This window comes from Bradyrhizobium paxllaeri, from assembly GCF_001693515.2.
GTDB classification, from domain to species: domain Bacteria; phylum Pseudomonadota; class Alphaproteobacteria; order Rhizobiales; family Xanthobacteraceae; genus Bradyrhizobium; species Bradyrhizobium paxllaeri.
On record NZ_CP042968.1, the window covers coordinates 1,991,753 to 2,010,477 of the forward strand.

Here is an 18,725-nt window from a genome sequence, read left to right on the forward strand (position 1 = left end):
TCATGCTGCCCGAAACGTTCGCACGGCCTCGCGCGCGCCAACCTTGAACAGTTTTTCCAGCGCGTCGGTGACGGCGCTGCGCATGCGAGGATCGGCGCCCAGCGTGCCAAAGATCTGTTCGACTTCCAGCAGCGCGGGAGCAAGCAGATCCGCGACCGGACCCGTGCTCTCGGCGATGGACTTTAGCTTTGCGGCAAGCGGATCGCGCACGTCGATCGCGCGGCCCTGCTCGTCGGTCCCGGTGACGTAACGCATCCAGCCGGCCACCGCGAGCGCGTGGGTATCGATCGAGCGTCCCATCCGCAGGCGGTCCTGCATGGTGGCTAGCAGCCGTTGCGGCAGTTTCTGCGATCCATCCATCGCGATCTGCCAGGTGCGATGGTGCAGGGCCGGATTGGAAAAACGCTTCCGCAGCGAGGCGCTGTAGGCCGCAAGATCGGTGCCTTCAGGCATCGCCAGCGTCGGCGCCGCGTTCTGCATCACCTGCAAGGCGAACGCCGCAAAGCGCTCGTCGGTCATGGTGGCCGCGATGGTCTCGTGTCCGGCGAGATAGCCGAGATAGGCGAGCGCCGAATGGCTGGCGTTGAGCAACCGCAGCTTCATGTGCTCGAACGGCGTCACGTCGGAAACCAGTTGCACGCCTGCGGCCGCGAAATCCGGCCGCCCAGCCGGAAAGCGGTCTTCGACGATCCATTGCGTGAACGGCTCGGTGACGACAGGCCATGCGTCGGTCATCCCGAGCGCGGATGAAACCGCAGCGCGGTCGGTCTCCGTGGTCTCCGGCACGATCCGGTCCACCATGGTCGAGGGGAAGGCGACCTCGGTTTCGATCCATTTGGCGAGGTTGCGCGATCGCAAGGCGGCAAACTGCGTCACGATGCGCCCGACGGTATGGCCGTTGGCGGAGAGGTTGTCGCAGGACAGGACGGTGAAGGGGGCTGCGCCTGCAATTCGCCGGCGCGCCAGCGCGGCCACGAGGAAGCCGACGGCCGAGCGCGGCGTGCCCGGATTCTGCAGATCGTGAACGATGTCGGGATGATGCTCGTCGAGATCGCCGGTCTGCGGCGTATGGCAGTAGCCTTTTTCGGTGACCGTCAGCGAAACGATGCGCGTCGCTGGATCGGCCATGCGCGCGATCAACTGCCCAGGTTTCTCGGGCGCGACTTCGTTGGCGAGCACCGACCCGATGATCCTGTGTTCGGTGCCTGCGCCGGAGCGAACGGCGAGTGTGTAGAGACAGTCCTGCGGCGCGAGGGCATCGCGCGTCGCGGGGCTGCGCAGGCTGGCCCCGACAATTCCCCAATCCGTCGCGCCGCCGGCCAGCAGGTCGTCGACCACCACCGCCTGGTGCGCCCGGTGAAACGCGCCAATCCCGAGATGAACAATGCCCGGCGAAATCAGCGATCGGTCATAGGCGGGCTGCCGGATCTGGCCGGGAAGCCGGCGAAGGTTGGCATCCGAGAGACGAAAATCGCCGTGTTTCGAGCCAGATGGCGGGATTTCTGGCGTTTCGCTTGACATGGGAAGCTCGATCCATCAATCTCTGGTCAATTGGTAAGGCCAATTAGCCAGAAGTATTGGCCTTAGCCCGATCAAAGCAAGAAGAATCGATTCACTCAGGGGATCGTCAAGGGGAGCCGAGCGTGCCGCTCGAAGCCGTGGAAGCGCGACGCCTTTATCGCCAGGTTGCCGATCAGCTTCGCGCCTTGATCGACAGCGGCGAATACGGCGTGGGCAGCCGTCTCCCGACCGAACGAGATCTTGCCGAACAGTTGAAGGTGTCGCGGCCGACAGTGCGCGAAGCGCTGATTGCGCTCGAAGTCGAGGGCCGGGTCCGCATTCGCGTCGGCTCCGGAATTTACGTCAGTGAGCCCGCGGCGCTGGCTCCGCCCTTGCCGGCGGCAGCCGAGATCGAAGGCCCGTTCGAACTGCTGCGCGCCCGCGAATTCCTCGAGGGCGCCATTGCCGAGCAGGCGGCGCGGGTCGCGACCGCAGAAGACATCGCGCGCATCGACGCATCGGTCGATGCAATGGCCACCGTGCAGCATCCCGGCGAGGCCTCGATGATCCATGACCGCGCGTTTCATGTCGCGGTCGCTGGCTGTCTGGACAATGCTGTGCTGGTCCGCGTGGTCGGCGAGCTGTTCGACCAGCGGCTCAATCCCTACTTCGCCAAGCTCGCGCACTACTTCGAAAATCCAGAGTCCTGGAATGCCGCGCTGGCCGAGCACCGCGCGATCCGCGATGCCATTGCTGCCCGTGATCCGGATGCGGCGCGCGAAGCGATGCGCGAGCACCTGGCGCGTTCGCAGGATCGTTTCGCGCAGAATTTCGGAGCGGAAGCATCATCCGCCTCCCGCGTGCGCGCGAGCAGCGGCTGAACGAAGAGAATTCGAACGGTTCGGCGAAGTGCCGGACCGGTTGAGTAACAAAAGCAAATTGTAGCAACGGAGGAAATTCAGGTGTTGAAGAAATTGACGATTGCATTCGCAGCATCCGCTGCCGCGCTGTTGGCCGCGACCACTTCAGGCATGGCGCAGACCAAGCTGAAATGGGCTCACGTCTACGAGACTTCCGAGCCGTTCCACACCGCTTCCGTCTGGGCCGCGGGCGAAATCGGCAAGCGAACGAATGGCCGTTACCAGATCGACGTCTATCCGGCTTCGCAGCTCGGCAAGGAAACCGACATCAACCAGGGGCTCTCGCTCGGCTCTGTCGACATGATCATCTCCGGCTCGAGCTTCGCGGCCAAGAGCTTTCCGCGGATCGGCGTGACCTATTATCCCTACACCTTCCGCGACGCCGATCATCTCCTGGCCTACACCAAGAGCGACGTCTTCAAGGAACTGGCCAAGGGCTATGAGGACAAGACCGGCCATCGCATCCTGGCGGTGACCTATTACGGCGTGCGCCAGACCTCGTCGAACAAGCCGATCAAGGCCTGCGCCGACATGAAGGGTCTCAAGATGCGCGTGCCTGACGTTCCTGCGTATCTGGCGATGCCGCGCGCCTGCGGCGCCAACACCGCGCCGATCGCGTTCGCCGAAGTCTATCTCGCGCTGCAGAATGGCACCGTGGAAGCCCAGGAAAATCCGCTCACCACGATCGAGGCCAAGAAGTTCTACGAAGTGCAGAAGCACATCGTGCTGACCGGCCACATCGTCGATCACCTCAACACCGTCATCGCGGGCGGCCTCTGGAAGAAGCTGTCGGAGGAAGACCGCAAGATCTTCACCGACGTCGCGCAGGAAGCGGCCGCGAAAGCCACGGCCGAGATCAAGGCCAACGAAGCCAAGCTGGTCGATTTCTTCAAGCAGAAGGGCCTGACGGTGACCGAGGTGAACAAGGATGAGTTCCGCGACACCGTGCTCAAGACCGTGAGCTTCGAGAGCTTCGATTACCGCAAGGCCGACTGGGAACGTATCCAGGCGGTGAAATAGTAATGGGCTGTCATTTCCGGGGCGGCTCGAAGAGCCGAACCCGGAATCTCGAGATTCCGGGTTCGATGCTCGCGCATCGCCCCGGAATGACGTGAGCCAATCACGCGACGCCAGTTGGGGATTAAGGGCATGTCGACGGTTGAAGTGCACAAGCAGATCACGGCGGACGAGATCGCCCACACCTTTGAGGACGAGGTCCCCAAGGGTGCCGATCTCAGCGGCTACGCGCCCGAGGACTGGCTGGCGCTGGTGATCTTCTGGATCATGGCGCTGTCGGTCTTCCTGCAATTCTTCACCCGCTATGTCCTCAACGACAGCTACGCCTGGACCGAGGAGATCGCGACCTACTGCCTGATCGGTGTGGTCTTCATCGGCTCTTCCATGTGCGTGCGGCTGTCGCGGCACATCCAGGTCGACTTGCTGTTTCGCTATTTGCCGCATGCTGCAGGGCGCGCACTCTCGACGGTCATCGATGTGATCCGGATCGCCTTCTTCGGCTACGCGATCAAGCTGGTCTGGCAATTCACAGAGATCATCGGCGACGAGCGGATGACCACGATCAAATTCCAAAAGAGCTTTGTCTATTACGCCGTGGTGCTCGGCTTCGTGTTGATGTTCGTGCGCTCAATCCAGATCGCGGTCGAGAACTGGCGGCGGGGCTATTCGATTCTGGAGCGCCCCGGCGCATTCGACGGAACGGAAGGGTAGGGCGATGCTGCTGCTGCTTGGGGGATTTCTGCTGCTGATGCTGCTCGGCCTGCCGGTCGCGCTGGCCATGGCGGTGTCGTCGCTGGTCTATATTCTCGTTACCGGCATCACGCCTGATGTGACGCTGGCGCAGCGCATGATTGCGGGCGTCGAGAGCTTTCCGCTGCTCGCCGTGCCGTTCTTCATTCTGGCCGGCAATCTCATGAACATCGCCGGCGTGACCGGGCGCATCTACAAGTTTGCGGTCGCGCTGGTGGGCTGGATGCGCGGCGGGCTCGGCCACGTCAACATCGTCGGCTCGGTGATCTTCTCCGGCATGTCCGGCACCGCGATCGCGGATGCCGCAGGCCTCGGCACCATCGAGATCAAGGCGATGAAGGACCATGGCTACTCGACCGAGTTCGCCGTCGGCGTCACCGCGGCGTCAGCGACGCTCGGTCCGATCATCCCGCCGTCGCTGCCGTTCGTGATCTACGGCATGATGGCGAACGTCTCGATCGGCGCGCTGTTCCTGGGCGGCGTGATTCCTGGCGTGTTCATGACGTTGGCCATGATGGCGACCGTGGCTTACTTCGCGCACCGAAAAGGCTGGGGCAGCGATACGCCGTTCTCCTGGTCGCAAATCGGCTCGGCTGGCCTCGAAATCGTCATCGTCCTTGCCTTCCCGCTGGTGGTATGGCTGCTGGTTGTCGCCGGCCTTTCGGTGAACATGGCGGTCGGCATCGGCCTCGTGGCGCTGCTGGCGCTCGACTGGTACTACGATTTCTCCGCCGTCATGGCGCTGATGGCGCCGGTCATCCTGATCGGCGGCATGACGCTTGGCTGGTTCACGCCGACGGAAGCCGCAGTCGCCGCGGTGATCTGGTCGCTGTTCCTCGGGTTGGTACGCTACCGTTCCATGACGCTGCAGACGGTGGCGAAGGCGACCTTCGATACCATCGAGACCACGGCGTCCGTGCTGTTCATCGTGACCGCGGCCTCGATCTTTGCCTGGCTGCTGACGGTCTCGCAGGCCGCGCAGACGTTGACGGACGCGATGCTCGGCATCACCCAGAACAAATGGGTGTTCCTGCTGCTGGCCAACATCCTGATCCTGTTCGTCGGCTGCTTCATCGACACGATCGCCGCGATCACCATTCTGGTGCCGATCCTGCTGCCGATCGTGCTCAAGCTCGGCATCGATCCCATCCACTTCGGCCTGATCATGACGCTGAACCTGATGATCGGCCTGTTGCATCCGCCGCTCGGCATGGTGCTGTTCGTGCTGGCGCGGGTGGCGAAACTGTCCGTCGAGCGCACGACCATGGCGATTCTGCCCTGGCTGGTGCCGCTGCTCCTGGCGCTCGTCGCCATCACCTACATCCCGGAGCTGACGCTCTGGCTGCCAAAATACATGGGACTCTCAAAATGACATCGATGGCTTTGGCTGCAACGCTGTTCGGCCCTGAAGATCTCCGCATGGTCGAGCGTCCGCTGGATCCGCTCGCCTCAGGCATGGTGCGCATCCGCTTCGGCGCGGGCGGCATCTGCGGCTCCGACATGCATTACTATCGCCATGCCCGCACCGGCGATTTCGTCGTGACCTCGCCGCTCGTGCTCGGCCATGAGATCGCGGGCGAGGTGGTCGAGATCGCAGGCGCCGCGCGAGGCGTGAAGGTCGGCGACCGCGTCGCCCTCAACCCGTCGCGCTGGTGCGGCCATTGCAAGCCGTGCCGCGAGGGCCGGCCCAATCTCTGCGAAAACATCTTCTTCATGGGTTCGGCCTCGAAGACCCCGCATATGCAGGGCGGCTTCGCGTCCTACTTCGATGCCATTCCGGCGCAATGCGTGAAGATCCCGGATCACGTCGCGTATCAGGCCGCGGCGCTCGCCGAGCCGCTCGCAGTGTGTCTGCATGCGGTGGCCCGCGCCGGTGACGTCACCGGCAAGCGCGCGGTGCTGTTCGGCGCCGGCCCGATCGGGCTCCTGACCATGCTGGCGGCGCAGCGCGCAGGCATTGCGGAGACGACCGTCGTCGACATCGCCGCGGCGCCGCTGGCCTTCGCCAAGCGGCTGGGCGCCAACAATGTCGTCGACATCTCCAATGGTGAGGAAGCGCTGAAGGCGGAGGCCGCGGCAAAGCCGTTCGATGTCGCCTTCGAAGTCTCGGGCACCGCCGCTGGCTTGGCCAGCGCGATCGGCGCCGTCAGGCGCGGCGGCGTCGTGGTTCAGGTCGGCAATCTGCCGGGCGGGCAGATCCCGGTGCCGGCGAATGCGGTGATGGCCAAGGAAATCGATCTCCGCGGCTCGTTCCGCTTCGGGAACGAATTCTTCAACGCGGTCGAACTGATCGCCGACGGCAGCGTGGATGTGCTGTCGCTGGTGACGGCGCAACGCCCGCTCTCGGTCGCGCCGGACGCGGTGCGGCTGGCGCTCGATCGTTCGCAGAGCGTCAAGGTCGTGCTGACGGCCTGATCGCAATCCAGGAATCCAGGAGATCGCCCATGATGCTGCAGGGATGGCGGTGGTACGGGCCTAACGATCCCGTATCGCTCGACGATATCAGGCAGGCCGGCGCGACCGATGTGGTAACGGCGCTGCATCAGGTGCCGATCGGGGAGGCATGGACGCGCGCCGCCGTCGAGGAGCGCAAGAATTTTATCGAGAACAGCCAGCCCGGTCGCTCGCCGCTGACGTGGTCGGTGGTGGAATCGATTCCGATTCCCGATGACGTGAAGCGGCTCGGGGGCAAGGCGACGCGCTCGATCGAGGCGTGGATCGCGAGTCTGGAGGCGGTGGCCGCGTCCGGCATCAAGATCATCTGCTACAATTTCATGCCTGTGGTTGACTGGTGCCGCACCGATCTCGAATGGGAGCTGCCGAACGGCGCAAAGGCGATGCGCTTCGACCAGGATCGGTTTGCGGCGTTCGACCTGCACATCCTGCAGCGCCCCGAGGCGCCTGCGGAATATTCCGAGGCTGCACAGCGTCGCGCCAGGCAGGTCTTTGAGGCGATGACGCAGGCCGACATCGACTACATCGTCACCAACATTGCCAGCGCGCTGCCGGGCTCCACCACCGATCCCTTGACGATCCCGCAGTTCCGCGAGCGCCTGCTGCAATATCGCGGCATCGATTCCAACGTGCTGCGCCGGCACCTCAGCGAATTCCTCGCCCGCGTGGCGCCGGTCGCCGAAGGGCTCGGCGTGAAGCTGACGCTGCATCCGGACGACCCGCCGCGGCCGCTGTTCGGCCTGCCGCGCATCGCCTCGTCGGCAGAAGACTATCAGGCGCTGTTCGACGCCGTGCCGTCGAAGGCCAACGGCATCTGCTTCTGCACCGGCTCGCTCGGCGTCCGCGCGGAGAACGATCTGCCTGCGATGGCGAAGCGCTTTGCACCGCGGATCGGCTTTGCCCATCTGCGTGCGACCAAGCGGGAAGCCGACGGCCTGTCGTTCTTCGAGTCCGATCATCTCGACGGTGACGTCGACATGATCGCGGTGCTGAAAGCGCTGCTCGGCGAGAACCGCGCACGGTCGTCCAGCGAGCAAATTGTGTTCCGACCCGATCACGGCCATCGCATGCTCGACGATCTCGCCGCGACCAAGCGCACCAATCCCGGCTATACTGCGATCGGACGCCTGCGCGGGCTAGCCGAGTTGCGCGGCGCCATCCGCGCCATCGAACACGCAGGCTAGAGCATGATCTGGAAAAGTGTTTAGCGGCTTTCCGAAAAGATCATGCTCAAACAAAAAGATAAAGCGTGATGACTTTTCGAAGATAAAGTCATCACGCTTTAGGGCGGTAAGTGCTGCGAGTAGGGCCCCATTCTACTTTGCATGGGGTTGTTTTCGCAATTTTGTGCCTGGGCCTTCCCAACCCGCTCTGGCTCAGCCCGGCGCCCGGGCCGTCTTGGCGACCTCGAAGGCCGCCAGCCGTGCGGCAAACTTTCCGTTGGCCAGACCGGCCCGTGCGAGAATGGTTGGTGCGGGTATCGTTTCAAAGAAATGACAGGCGACGCGATGGCCGGGCGCCGCCTCGCGCAGCAACGGCTCCTCGGCCGAGCAGCGCGCCTGCGCATGCGGACAGCGGGTGTGGAAGCGGCAGCCGCTCGGCGGCCGGAACGGGCTCGGCACGTCGCCCTGCAGCATCACGCGCTTGGTGCGGTGCGCCGGATCAGGCTTCGGGATCGCTGCTAGCAGCGCCTGGGTGTAGGGGTGCAGCGGCCGGTCGTAGAGCGTCTTCTTGTCAGCGATCTCGACCAGCTTGCCCAGATACATCACCGCGACGCGGTCGCTGATGTGCTTCACGACGGCCAGATCATGAGCGATGAATAGATAGGAAAGACCAAAGCGCTGCTGCAGATTTTGCAGGAGGTTGACGATCTGCGCCTGGATCGAGACATCCAGCGCCGACACCGGCTCGTCGCAGACGATCAGATCGGGATTGGCGGCGAGCGCACGCGCGATGCCGATGCGCTGCCGCTGCCCGCCGGAGAACTGGTGCGGATAGCGCCTGGCATGCTCAGGCAACAGGCCGACGATTTCCAACAGCTCTCGTCCGCGCGCCGCGCGCGAGGCGTCGTCGCCGATCTCGTGAACCCGCAGCGGCTCGGCCAGGATCTCGCCAACGGTCATGCGCGGATTGAGCGAGGCATAGGGGTCCTGGAAGATGATCTGCATGTGCCGGCGCATCCGGCGCAGCGCATCCTTGTCGAGATCGGCGATTTCCTTGCCCTTGAAGCGCACCGAGCCTGCGGTCGGGTCCATCAGGCGCAGGATCAGGCGACCGGTGGTTGACTTGCCGCAACCGGATTCGCCGACCAGCGCCAGCGTCTCGCCGCGCGCGATCTCGAAGCTGACGTCCTCGACGGCGCGGACGAGGCCGATCGTCCTGCGGCGGATCAGGCCCCGCGTCACCGCAAAATGCTTGACCAGGCCGTCGACCTGCAGAACCGGCGCCGTGTTCGCGGCATCGCTCATGACGCCACCTCGACCGGGGCTTTCCAGCACGCCACCTGATGCCCCGGCGAGATATCGCGCAGTGGGGGCGGATCGAGCCGGCAGCGCTGGTCCGCGAACGGACAGCGGGGTGCAAAACGGCAGCCGGCCGGCTGGTTGTTCGGGCTCGGCACCGTGCCCTCGATGGTGGCGAGGCGCTTGCGGTCGACATCGATGCGCGGGATCGAGCCGAGCAGGCCGATCGTGTAGGGATGCTGCGGATCGGCGAACAGGTCGTTGACGTCGGCGCTCTCGACGATGCGCCCGGCATACATCACCAATACCTGGTCGGCGACTTCGGCGATGACGCCGAGATCATGGGTGATGATCAGGATCGCCATGCCGAGCCGCCGCTGCAGGTCGCTCAGCAGGTCGAGGATCTGGGCCTGGATGGTGACGTCGAGCGCGGTGGTCGGCTCGTCCGCGATCAAGAGCGCGGGTTCGCAGGACAGTGCCATCGCGATCATGACGCGCTGGCGCATGCCGCCTGACATATTGTGCGGAAAATCGTCAATGCGCTGCGCGGCGGAAGGAATCCGCACCAGATCGAGCATTTCGATTGCGCGCGCCCGCGCCGCGCGCGGCGTCATCGCGGTGTGGGCCAGGATTGCCTCGATGATCTGCTGGCCGACGGTGTGGACCGGATTGAGCGACGTCATCGGCTCCTGGAAGATCATCGACATCTTGCCGCCGCGCAGCTTGCGGCGCTCGTCGGCCGTGAGCCTCAGCACGTCGTGATTGCCGAACATCACCGCCTCGGCCTCGACCTGGCCCGGCGGGCTCGGCACCAGCCCCATCACCGAGAGCGACGTCACGCTCTTGCCGCAGCCGGACTCGCCGACCAGGCCGATCGTGCGCCCCTTGGGCACGCTGAAGCTGATGCCGTCGACGGCGCGGAACAGGCCGCGATCCGTTGCGAAGTGGGTTTTCAGGCCGCGAACCTCAAGCAGCGTATCCATCAGAACGAGATATCCAGTCCTTTATAGAAAGTATTCTGATAGAGCATGTGCGGACGGACACCCTTCAGCTTCTTCGAGCTGGTCGTATACATGGCGACGTTCATCACCGGCATCATCAGATGTTCGCCCGTCACCTTCTCCTGCACGCGTGCATAGTTGAGTGCGCGTTCGGCGTCGGTCAGCGCGGAGCGTCCGGCGCGCAGCCAGTCGTCAGTCTCATTGTCCTTCCAGTTCATGCGATTGGGGGTCGGGATATTCTTCGAGTTGAAATAGACATTCATCAACTCGCCCGCCGACAGATAGGGCACGGTGACGGTCCACAACTCGTAATCCTGCTTACCCATCTCGGCAGGCGCGATCGTGGAGTCGTAGCCCACGATCTTCCAGTCGATGCCGATCTTGCGCATGTAGCCTTGAATGGCCTCGGAAACGCGCGGGAAGTAGGCGACCTGCGTGAACAGCACTCGCGGCGCCAGCTTCATGCCGTCCTTCTCGCGGATGCCGTCGCTGCCGACCTTCCAGCCGGCCTCGTCGAGAAGCTTCTTGGCGCGTTCGACGTCTTCCTTGATGACGGTTTTGGTTTTCTCGGCGAAGTCGAGCGCCTTGGGATCGACGAAGGTGAACGCCGGCTCGGCGTTGCCAAGCATGACGCCCTTGACGATGTCGGCGCGATTGATGGCGATGTTCATGGCCTCGCGCACGCGCTTGTCCGATACCATCGGGCGCGTGATCTTGTAGCCGTAATACATGAGCTGGAAGTTCGGCTTGGCTTCCTGGACGGTCAGGTTGGGCGCAGCCTTGACCTGCGCGATGAACTGCAGCGGAACCTGGTGCGAGAGATCGAACTGTCCGCCCATGATGGCGGCGACGCGGCTGGCGTCCTCGGGCACGATCTTGATGCTGAGCTTCTCGAACTTCACCGGGCCCTTGTTCTGGTACATCGACGGGCCCCATTTGTAGGCGTCGTGCCGCTTCAGCACGATCTCTGTGCGCGGCTGCCAGCTCTCGAAACACCACGGCCCGGTGCCGTCGATACCCTTGATGCCGTAGTCCTTGCCGAGCGCCTCGACGCTATCCTTGTTGTGGATCGCGTTGGTGTACATGGTGAGCTGCAGCAGCAGCTCGGAATAGGGCTCGTTGAGCTCATACTCGACGGTGTAGGGATCGGGCGCACGAACTTCCTTGATCTCGCCAGCGCGCCAGGCATAGGGCGCCTTGGTCTCAGGATCCTTCAGCCGCTTGAAGCTGTAGATGACATCGGCGGCGGTGAATTTCTTGCCGCTGCAGAACGTCACGTCGTCGCGCAGCTTGAAGATATAGGTTCTGCCGTCCTCGCTGATCGTCCACGACTTGGCGAGATAGGGGATCGCCGTCTTGCCATCCCAGTCGAGCGCCACCAGCGTAGCCTGGAACATGTTGACGATGTCAGACGTCGGCGACCACGTCGTGCGCTGGCCGTCGTAGTGCGGCGCGTCCAGCGATTTCATCACCCGCAAGGTCTGAGCCTCGGCGGTCGAAGCAATTCCGACCGCTCCCAGCAGCGCCACCACGCCCGTCAAAAAGCTGCGCATCGTGTTTCTCCCTTTCTTATTTCTGGCGCGATACGTCGAGCCCCTTGTAGAAGGTGTTCTGGTAGATCATGTGCGGCCTGGCGTCCGATATCTTCTTGTTGGCCACCTGATCCATGTTGATGTTGAGCACCGGCATCCATAGATGCTCCCGCATCACCTTCTGCTGCACCAGCGCGTAATATTTGGCGCGGTCGGTGTCGGTCAGCGCGGAGCGGCCCTGCTTCAGCCAGTCGTCGGTTTCGGCGTCCTTCCAGTTCATCCGGTTGGGCGTCGGAATGTTGCGGGAATCGAAGTAGATGTTCATGAGGTCGCCGGCCGACAGATAGGGCACGGTCACCGACCAGATCTCGTAGTCCTGCTCGGCCATTTTGGCGGAGGCAATGGTCGAGTCCCACGGCTGCAGCTGCCACTGCACACCGATGCGCCGCAAATAACCCTGGATGGCCTCGGCGACCCGCGGCGTGTTGCCGGCCTGGGTGTAATAGACTTTCGGCTGCAGCTTGATGCCGTCCTTCTCGCGGACGCCGTCGCTGCCAAGCTTCCAGCCGGCTTCGTCGAGCAGGGCTTTTGCGCGCTCCATATCCTCCTTCACGATGCCCTTGGTGCCGGCGTCATGATCGAGCGCATCGGAATCGACGATGGTGAAGGCCGGATCGGCATTGCCGAGCAGCACGCCCTTGGCAATCTCGGCGCGGTTGATGGCGATGCTCATCGCCTCGCGCACGCGCTTGTCCGATACCATCGGCCGCGTCGTCTTGAAGCCGAAATAGAGCAACTGGAAGTTCGGTTTCGCCGGCGTCACGGTCAGCATCGGCGCGGCCTTGGCCTGCGCGATGAACTGCGGCGGGAATTGATGGGTGATGTCGAACTGCCCGGCCATCATGGCCGCGACGCGGCTGGATTCCTCGGGCATGATCTTGATGCTGAGCTTTTCGAATTTCACCGGGCCCTTGTTCTTGTACATCGACGGGCCCCATTTGTAGGCATCGTGACGCTTGAGCACGATCTCGGTGCGCGGCTGCCAGCTCTCGAAGCACCACGGCCCGGTGCCGTCGGCGCCCTTGATGCCGTAATCCTTGCCGAGCGTCTCCACGCTCTCCTTGTTATGGATGACGTTGGTGAACATGGTGAGCTGCAGAAGCAGCTCCGAGTAGGGTTCCTCGAGCTCGTATTCGACCGTATGCGGGTCGGTCGCGCGCAGCTCCTTGATGACGCCGGCGCGCCAGGCATAGGGCGCCTTGATCGCGGGATCCTTCAGCCGCTTGAAACTGTAGACGACGTCGTCGGCGGTGAATTTCTTGCCGCTGCAGAACGAGACGTCGTCGCGCAGCTTGAACGTATAGGTCCGGCCGTCCTCGCTGATGGTCCATGATTTGGCCAGATAGGGGACCGGCGTGCGACCGTCCCAGTCGAGCGCCACCAGCGTATCCTGGAACATGTTGACGATGTCGGAGGTCGGGCCCCAGGTCGTGCGGTGCGCATCGTAGTGTGGCGCGTCTATCCCCTTCATGAGCTGGAGCGTCTGGGCCGACGCGGGGCCCGTAACGCACAGTGCCAAGGACATTCCCAGTGCGAATCTGATCATGTCTGCAGCCTCGGATCGAGGACGTCGCGGAATGCGTCGCCCAGAAGGTTGGCGGCCAGCACGATCACGAAGATGGCACAGCTCGGGATCGTCGCGATATGCGGCGCCATGAACAGGAAGTCGCGGCCTTGCGCCGCCATCATGCCGAGTTCGGCGGTCGGCGGTTGCGCACCCATGCCGAGAAAGCCGAGTGCCGCGCCGATCAGGATGATCTGGCCGAAGCGCAGGGTGAGGAACACGAAGATCGTCGAAATGCAGTTGAGCGTCAGGTAGCGCCAGATCAGCTCGCGGTCGGAGACGCCGACGGCGCGGCCGGCCTCCATGAATTCCTGGCCCATCACGCCGATCGCCGCACCCCGCGCCACGCGGGCGACATCGGGCACGGTGGCGACGACGAGCGCGATCACCACCGCGGTCAGCCCGGCGCCGAAGATTGCCGCTACCGCGAGCCCGATCAGGATCGCGGGGAAGGCGAGCATCACGTCGACCAGCCGCATGATCCAGCCGTCCAGCCGCCGGTAATAGGCAGCGAGGATGCCGAGAAGCCCGCCGATGAAGCCGCCGACGATCACGCCGACCAGCCCGAGCATCAGCGTGTTGCGCGTGCCGTAGAGCACGCGGCTGAAAATGTCGCGGCCGGTATTGTCGGTGCCGAACCAGTGGCTGGCGTCGGGCGACTGCATGACCTTGGTGAGGTCGGTGAAATAGGGATCGTAGGGCGCGATCCACGGCGCAAACAGCGCCGCCAGCACGATGGCCGAGAGCACCAGGCCGGCGAGCGCAGCCACGCGGTCGCGCGCCAGCCGGCGCAACACTCCGGCGCGGGCGAATACGCCAGTTTCGCTCTCCCGGGCAAAGCCGGTATCGAGGGCCTCGGCGCTCATCTTCGCTGCACCCTCGGATCGAGATAGACATAGAGCACATCGACCAGAAGATTGATCGACAGGAAGGCGATGGCGAGGATCATGATCGCGCCTTGCGCGGTCGGAAAATCGCTGGAGACGATGGCGCCGACCGCGAGCCGGCCGACGCCGGGCCACGAGAACATGGTTTCCGTGACCACCGCGCCGCCGAGCAGGAACGCCGCCTGCAGGCCGATCAAAGTGACGACGGGGATCATGGCGTTGCGCAGCGCGTGATGAATGATCACCACCCGCTCACGCAATCCCTTGGCGCGCGCCGTGCGGACGAAATCGGCGCCGAGCACTTCGAGCACGGCGGTGCGCGTCAGCCGCGCGATCGGGCCGATCAGCACCGCGCCGAGCGTTAGCGCCGGGAGGATCAGGCTCGGCAATCCGCCGTCCCACACCGGCCCGGTGCGGCCGGTGAACGGCAGCAGCGCCCATTTGAATCCGACGAACTGGATCAGGATCAGGCCGATGAAGAACACCGGCATCGACACGCCCGCCACGGAGCACGCCATGATGACGCGATCGGTGAGACGGCCGCGGTTGACGGCGGCAAGCGTCCCGAGCGCGAGCCCGGTCGGCACCGCGATCAGCATGCCGCCCAGCATCAGCTCGATGGTGGGCCCGATCGTCATCGCCAGTTCCTCGCTCACCATCCGGTTGGAGATGATGGAGCGGCCGAGATCGCCGCGCAGCACACGCAAGATGTATTCGAAGAACTGAACCGGGATCGATCGGTCGAGGCCGAGCTCCTGGCGGATCGCCGCGATGGTCTCGGCCTTCGCGTCAGGCCCGGCGATGATCATCGCGGGATCGGCGGGCGCGACCTGCAACAGGCAAAAGCAGAGGAAGAGAACCCCGAGCAAGGCGGGGAACGAAATCAGCAGACGATGGACAATCTGTTGTCCCATGCGACGCCAGCGGACCGGTTAGGCCAAAAAGGAGCGCATGCGTCCACGTCGACGCTTTCGTTTCCCCCTTGGCAGCCGCGCTTCGTCCGACGTGCGCGACATTTGTTTATCGCTCGATAGTGACACCTGTCTGCCGTGGCGTCACGCCCAATCTGACAATTCGATCCGGCTGCGTCCTTTTGCGCTGGCGGCAATGACTTCTTGCAATGCAAGAAGTCCGTCTCGCGAAATTTTGGCAAACAGTTTTGTGTCCAGGCGCTAATCCAAAAGGTTGCGACGCCATTCGCCGGAACTTGCGCGGATCGCGCAACAGAAACATGACGCGCGCCGCGCGGCTGGTTACCTGTCTGCGGTGGAATACATCGCGCCAAGGTCGCGACCGCGCAATCGGCCTCGCCGGATCGACCATCGCTCAAGGCTGTTTTGCATCACTTCGGCGAGCGCCGGCCGTGGATTCAACTGCTTTTCCGGCACGCATGCAATGATCGCATTTCGATCCTGGACGCCCTGCTCGTCGATGATCCATGTTCCCAGCCGGTCACCGGCAAGCCGCGCGGCGATGCGATCGGGTAGCGGGTCGATGTCGTTCGCGACCAACACGTTCATGACGATGCGGCCGCCGGGCGCCAGCCGCGCACGGATGGCATCGCAGGTCTCGATATCGAATTCATCATCAAAGCGGAAATCCGGCCCCCCGACATCGATGGCGATCCCGTCGTAAAGCAGATCGTCATCGTGAACGAAGTTCCGGAAATCGGAGACCATCAACGGCAACCCGTCCGGCAGCCCAAAATATCTCTGAGCGATCACAAAGCTGATCGGATTGTTGTCGACGATGGTCAGCTTTTTTCCGAGACGCGCGAGCCTGGTGGCGAGATTTCCGCCGCCGCATCCCAGGACCAGAATATTCGTCGCGCGATACAGCAGCTCGTCCATGAGCCTGACGTAGCTGAAGACGCTCTCGCCGTCGGGTGTGGCCTGACTCTGCCTGATGCCTTCCTCGAAATAGATCCGCGTTCCATCCGCGGAGCATTCGACGATCTCGATTGCGCCGTTCCTGCCCTGATAGCGCCCCAGCAACCGCACCTGATGTCACCACGCATTAAATAGGATGTTTGATACATCGTTTATCATGTTATGAATCGGATTCCAATCATACAGAGAGGTCGCGCTAGCCTTCGGCTTGATATGCTGAACCTCTAAATTGATGCTTGAGGCAGTATTTTAGATGGGATAAATATATTCCTCCGGACCGGGAGGAACCGCCCCCATGATTACCGCCAATCAACTCAGGGCCGCGCGCGCGCTTCTGAGTATCGATCAGCGGCAAATGGCCGAGCTGGCCGATCTTTCGGTGCCGACGATCCAGCGCATGGAAGCGAGCGACGGTGTGATCCGCGCCAACGTCGATTCCCTGATGAAACTGGTTTCCGCGCTCGAGAGCGCCGGGATCGAGTTGATCAATCCGGGCGCCGCGAGCGTGACAGGCGGGCGAGGGGTGCGCCTTCGCGAACATGTCACAAATCCCAAAACAAATCTCAAGACCAAGAGCAAGACCTCCCGCCAACCGAAGAGGGTGCTGGAGCGGGTCAGATAGTGTTTCTCACGAGGTAACGGCTCCCGCATCCGCGCGTTCGAGCAGCGCCAGCAATCCCTGCAGCATGGCTGTGGGAGCAGGCGGGCAGCCGGGAATGTGCAAATCGACCGGGACGACCTCGGAGACGCCGCCGACGACCGCGTAGCTGCCGGCAAAACATCCTCCGTTCCGCGCGCAATCTCCGACCGCGACAACCCATTTCGGATTCGGCGTCGCGTGATAGGTGCGTTCGAGCGCCTCGCGCATGTTTTTCGTCACCGGACCCGTCACCATCAGGACATCGGCATGGCGCGGTGAGGCGACGAACCGCAGGCCGAACCGCTCGACGTCGTAATAGGCGTTGTTGAGCGCATGAATTTCCAGCTCGCATCCGTTGCAGGATCCGGCATCGACTTCGCGGATCGACAGGCTCCGGCCGAGTCGTCGCCGCGCGGCCTGACCGAGCGCGGTTGCAAGCTCCGTCACGGCGGCGTCATCGGGCGATGGCGCCCGATCGGTGAGTGGCCGGCGAAACACGCTTTCGAAAAGCAGCTTGCGCATTGCGGGACTCCGTTACAGATCGTGGCCCGAATAGGAACAGTTGAATGATTTGTTGCAGAGTGGAAAATCCGCGACGATGTTGTTCTCGATCACGGCTTCCAGCAGCGGCCATTGAAACCAGGACGGATCGCGCATATGGCACCGTTCGACCAGGCCATTGCGCAGGCGCAGCCAGATCAGGACGTCGCCGCGGAATCCCTCCACGATTGCCATGCCCTCCCGCACTTCCCCTCCAAGCGGGACGTCCTCGGATATCGGGCCTTCGGGAAGCCGGCTCAGGATCTGATCGATCAGCGACAGACTTTGCTCGACTTCGCGCACCCTGATCCAGACGCGCGCATTGACGTCGCCCTCGTTGAGAACAGGCACGTCGAAACGCAGGCTGTCATAGGGCGGATAGGCCAGCGTCCGGCGCGCGTCGAACGAGCGGCCCGAGGCACGGCCGACATAGCCGCCGGCGGCGTATTGTCGGGCAAGCGGCGGCTTCAGCGTTCCGGTATCGACGGTACGATCCTGCAGCGAAGCTGTGTTGTCATAGAGTTCGACAAGCGCTGGAAAGCGCAGGCGAATATTGTCCAGCGTGGCCCGGATCGTTTCCGCCCCTCCATCGGCGATGTCGCGGCTGATACCGCCGGGCACGATGATGCCGCGCATCAGGCGATGGCCGAAGGCTGAGCCTGATGCGCGCAGCACGCTCTCGCGCAATATGCCGCAATGCGCGTGCATCAGAGCGAAGGACGCATCGTTGCAAATGGCGCCAATGTCGCCGAGGTGATTGGCGAGCCGCTCGAGTTCTGCCAGCAACGCGCGCAGGAAGACGGCTCGGTTCGGCACGGCGAGATCGAGCGCGATTTCGGCCGCGCGAGAAAACGCATAAGCATAAGCCACCGTGCTGTCGCCCGACACGCGGCCGGCGAGTTGAGCGCCGCGTTCGAGGCTGGCGCCGGCCATCAGGCCATCGATGCCCTTGTGCACATACCCCAACCTTTGTTCCAGCCGAACCACGGTCTCGCCGCTGGCGGTAAAGCGGAAATGTCCGGGCTCGATGATTCCCGCATGTACCGGGCCAACCGCAATCTGGTGCAGGCCGTCGCCTTCCGCGGCGAGGAAACGGTAGGGCTTGGCCGTCGGCAATGCGTCGATGCGATCTCCTAATGGGAAACGCACGCCCCAGCGGTTGTGGTCGAGCCAGGGGCGGGCATCGGGCGAGCCCTGGGCGGACAGTCCAAAGAGATCGTTGATGGTGCGTTCCAGCCGCAGTGCCGGCGGATGATGCTTACCGACGGAAGGAAATTGGCGGTCGGGGCAATCCAGGCTGATGACCGCGATCTCTGCGGTCTGGCCATCCATGATCGCCATGTGCACCGTTGCGGGCTCGCCCCAGAGGCCGAGCAGGCTCCAGCGCCCGTGCGCCAGTTCGCTCGCCGCAAATGTCCATACCGAAGCATCGACCACCACGCGTGGCCACGGGCCATATTGCGCGACCCTGCGACCCTCCAGCGTCAGATCGATCAGCGATGGCATGTC

At 63.4% G+C, this 18,725-nt stretch carries 17 protein-coding genes; 7 read left to right on the plus strand and 10 right to left on the minus strand.

What is annotated here, in order from left to right; translation table 11 throughout:
• Complete coding sequence (locus tag LMTR21_RS09460) at positions 1–1,521, minus strand: mannitol dehydrogenase family protein (protein WP_065751235.1); 1,521 nt, start codon at positions 1,519–1,521, stop codon at positions 1–3.
• Positions 1,522–1,643: 122 nt separating this feature from the next.
• Here LMTR21_RS09460 and LMTR21_RS09465 point away from each other — a divergent pair, with 122 nt between their 5' ends.
• From LMTR21_RS09465 to uxuA, 6 genes are all read left to right on the plus strand, one after another.
• On the plus strand, positions 1,644–2,381 hold the full coding sequence (locus LMTR21_RS09465; protein ID WP_065751234.1) for a FadR/GntR family transcriptional regulator: 738 nt from the start codon (positions 1,644–1,646) through the stop codon (positions 2,379–2,381).
• An 84-nt stretch (positions 2,382–2,465) separates the two neighbouring features.
• Positions 2,466–3,440, plus strand: coding sequence for a sialic acid TRAP transporter substrate-binding protein SiaP (locus tag LMTR21_RS09470; RefSeq protein WP_430642579.1), 975 nt, complete (start codon positions 2,466–2,468; stop codon positions 3,438–3,440).
• Between the two features lie 129 nt (positions 3,441–3,569).
• Positions 3,570–4,148, plus strand: coding sequence for a TRAP transporter small permease (locus LMTR21_RS09475; RefSeq protein ID WP_065751232.1), 579 nt, complete (start codon positions 3,570–3,572; stop codon positions 4,146–4,148).
• Between the two features lie 4 nt (positions 4,149–4,152).
• Positions 4,153–5,559 carry a TRAP transporter large permease gene (locus tag LMTR21_RS09480; RefSeq protein WP_065751231.1) on the plus strand — a complete coding sequence of 469 codons (1,407 nt, stop codon included), beginning with the start codon at positions 4,153–4,155 and terminating at the stop codon, positions 5,557–5,559.
• The gene (locus LMTR21_RS09485; protein WP_065751230.1) at positions 5,556–6,602 is read left to right on the plus strand and encodes an L-idonate 5-dehydrogenase; all 1,047 of its coding nucleotides are present in this window, start codon (positions 5,556–5,558) and stop codon (positions 6,600–6,602) included. Before LMTR21_RS09480 ends, LMTR21_RS09485 begins: the two co-directional genes overlap by 4 nt.
• A gap of 32 nt (positions 6,603–6,634) precedes the next feature.
• Complete coding sequence (uxuA, locus tag LMTR21_RS09490; RefSeq protein WP_065751305.1) at positions 6,635–7,825, plus strand: mannonate dehydratase; 1,191 nt, start codon at positions 6,635–6,637, stop codon at positions 7,823–7,825.
• Between the two features lie 192 nt (positions 7,826–8,017).
• Here the strand turns inward: uxuA and LMTR21_RS09495 are convergent, their stop codons facing one another.
• From LMTR21_RS09495 to LMTR21_RS09525, 7 genes are all read right to left on the minus strand, one after another.
• Positions 8,018–9,109, minus strand: coding sequence for an ABC transporter ATP-binding protein (locus LMTR21_RS09495; RefSeq protein ID WP_148635946.1), 1,092 nt, complete (start codon positions 9,107–9,109; stop codon positions 8,018–8,020).
• Positions 9,106–10,086, minus strand: coding sequence for an ABC transporter ATP-binding protein (locus LMTR21_RS09500; RefSeq protein ID WP_187399332.1), 981 nt, complete (start codon positions 10,084–10,086; stop codon positions 9,106–9,108). Before LMTR21_RS09500 ends, LMTR21_RS09495 begins: the two co-directional genes overlap by 4 nt.
• A complete protein-coding gene (locus tag LMTR21_RS09505; RefSeq protein ID WP_065751227.1) occupies positions 10,086–11,657 on the minus strand; it encodes an ABC transporter substrate-binding protein in 1,572 nt (523 codons plus the stop codon). Before LMTR21_RS09505 ends, LMTR21_RS09500 begins: the two co-directional genes overlap by 1 nt.
• 16 nt (positions 11,658–11,673) lie before the next feature.
• Complete coding sequence (locus tag LMTR21_RS09510; protein ID WP_187399333.1) at positions 11,674–13,167, minus strand: ABC transporter substrate-binding protein; 1,494 nt, start codon at positions 13,165–13,167, stop codon at positions 11,674–11,676.
• Positions 13,168–13,238: 71 nt separating this feature from the next.
• Entirely contained in the window at positions 13,239–14,126 is an 888-nt protein-coding gene (locus LMTR21_RS09515; RefSeq protein ID WP_084030453.1) for an ABC transporter permease, read from the minus strand.
• The gene (locus tag LMTR21_RS09520) at positions 14,123–15,061 is read right to left on the minus strand and encodes an ABC transporter permease (protein WP_065751225.1); all 939 of its coding nucleotides are present in this window, start codon (positions 15,059–15,061) and stop codon (positions 14,123–14,125) included. The genes LMTR21_RS09515 and LMTR21_RS09520 overlap by 4 nt, the downstream gene beginning before the upstream one ends.
• 339 nt (positions 15,062–15,400) lie before the next feature.
• Positions 15,401–16,147 (minus strand): polyamine aminopropyltransferase, encoded by a 747-nt coding sequence (locus LMTR21_RS09525; protein WP_141688144.1) that lies wholly within the window; start codon positions 16,145–16,147, stop codon positions 15,401–15,403.
• 184 nt (positions 16,148–16,331) lie between these two features.
• On the opposite strand from LMTR21_RS09525, the gene LMTR21_RS09530 reads away from it, so the two are divergent.
• On the plus strand, positions 16,332–16,658 hold the full coding sequence (locus LMTR21_RS09530) for a helix-turn-helix domain-containing protein (RefSeq protein ID WP_065751224.1): 327 nt from the start codon (positions 16,332–16,334) through the stop codon (positions 16,656–16,658).
• Positions 16,659–16,664: 6 nt separating this feature from the next.
• Here LMTR21_RS09530 and LMTR21_RS09535 read toward each other — a convergent pair whose 3' ends face one another.
• Together LMTR21_RS09535 and LMTR21_RS09540 are read right to left on the minus strand one after the other, a co-directional pair.
• Entirely contained in the window at positions 16,665–17,198 is a 534-nt protein-coding gene (locus LMTR21_RS09535) for an NADH-quinone oxidoreductase subunit B family protein (protein ID WP_065751223.1), read from the minus strand.
• Positions 17,199–17,210: 12 nt separating this feature from the next.
• Positions 17,211–18,722 carry a hydrogenase large subunit gene (locus tag LMTR21_RS09540; RefSeq protein ID WP_065751222.1) on the minus strand — a complete coding sequence of 504 codons (1,512 nt, stop codon included), beginning with the start codon at positions 18,720–18,722 and terminating at the stop codon, positions 17,211–17,213.
• Positions 18,723–18,725 lie beyond the last annotated feature (3 nt).